We start from the raw sequence: 1,296 nt of genomic DNA on the forward strand, positions 1-1,296 counted from the left end.
GTGCGTGACGGGGTGGGGCTCGACGGTGCGGCGGTCCGGGCGATCGCCGAGGGCCTGGCGGACTCGGCCGCCGACATCGACTGTCATGCGCGTGCGTGCCGCGCCGTCGGCTTCGGCCCGGACGCGGCCGGCGACCGCTACCGGTCCGAGGCCGACATCGTGAGGGCGCGCTACGACGGGCTGCACCGGGCGGTCGCGGAGTGGTCGGCGGCGACGGCCGCCCGTGCGGAGGCGCTGCGGCGCGCGGCCGGGGGGTACGCGTGGCTGGAGCGGGAGTCCGAGTCGGTCCTTCGGGCCGTCGACCTGCCGCCGACGGGGTGCCGGTGACCGGAGGAGGCCGGTGACCGGGGGTGGGCAGCGGCTCGACCTGGTGCTCGACGGGGGCCGCGTCGGGTTGCGCTTCTTCGCCGAGCATCTTCCCCGCGCCGAGCGGTACGCTCCCGGTCTGCCGTCCTGTTCGCGGTTGCAGGAACGCTACGACGAACAGCGCGGCACGGACCTGGCCGTCCTGCTCGCGGACGCCGACGTGTTCGCCCGGCTCGAGGGCGCGCTGGGTGCCGAGGTCGCGCGGCAGCGCTCCTACGTCGACGCCTTGGCGGCGGCCTGGACCGGAGGCGGGGCGGGGGGTGCGGCCGACGCGCTCGACCGCCATGTGGTGGTGGGCGAGGACCTGCAGGCGCGGCTCGGCGCCGCACGTCGCGCGCTGACCGACGCGGCGGCCGCGGTGCTCGCGATCGTCGAGGAGAAGTCCCGGGCGGCCACCGAGTTCGCCGACACGACCGTCGGCGGGCGCACCGTGGAGGAGATCGACGCGATTCTGGCCGGCGCCGCGGGCGGCGGTGGCCCGACGGCAGCCCAGCTCGCCGCCTGGGATCCGGCGTTGGGCCCGGCCCCCGAGCGCGCGGCCGTCACGCAGTGGTGCGGGCGGTGGCGCGACGAGGTGTTCCGGCCCGGGGTGGAGGCGGCCGTCGAGTCCTTCCTCGACCTGTGCGACGACACCGACCGAGCGGTGCGGGCGGTGCTCGTCGAACTCGCCGCGGCGCTGGCGCCGCCGGATCCGGGCCTGCGGAGCGCGGATCCGATGACCGACGCGTGGTCGCCGCGTGGGGCGGCGACGGACCTGGTGGCGGCGGGACTACGGCTGGCGACCGCCGTGGGCGAACTCACAGGCGCGGTCCTCGGTCTGGCCACGACCGTGGTGGAAGAGGTTTCCGAGGACGTCGAGCCGGCCGGCCCGCCGCCGGATCGGACGCACCCGCCGTCGCCGGATCCGGTGCAGCCCCCGTCGCGCACACC

At 77.2% G+C, this 1,296-nt stretch carries 2 protein-coding genes; both read left to right on the forward strand.

Annotated features, from left to right (window positions below; all coding sequences use genetic code 11):
* On the forward strand, nucleotides 1-327 hold a 327-nt coding region (locus G6038_RS30695), incomplete at its 5' end, for a hypothetical protein (protein ID WP_240918895.1).
* Between the two features lie 13 nt (nucleotides 328-340).
* Nucleotides 341-1,296 (forward strand): hypothetical protein (locus G6038_RS30700; RefSeq protein WP_165042681.1); only part of this gene is annotated, 956 nt, incomplete at its 3' end.

This window comes from Rhodococcus sp. 14C212 (assembly GCF_011058195.1).
Classification (GTDB): domain Bacteria; phylum Actinomycetota; class Actinomycetes; order Mycobacteriales; family Mycobacteriaceae; genus Rhodococcus; species Rhodococcus aetherivorans.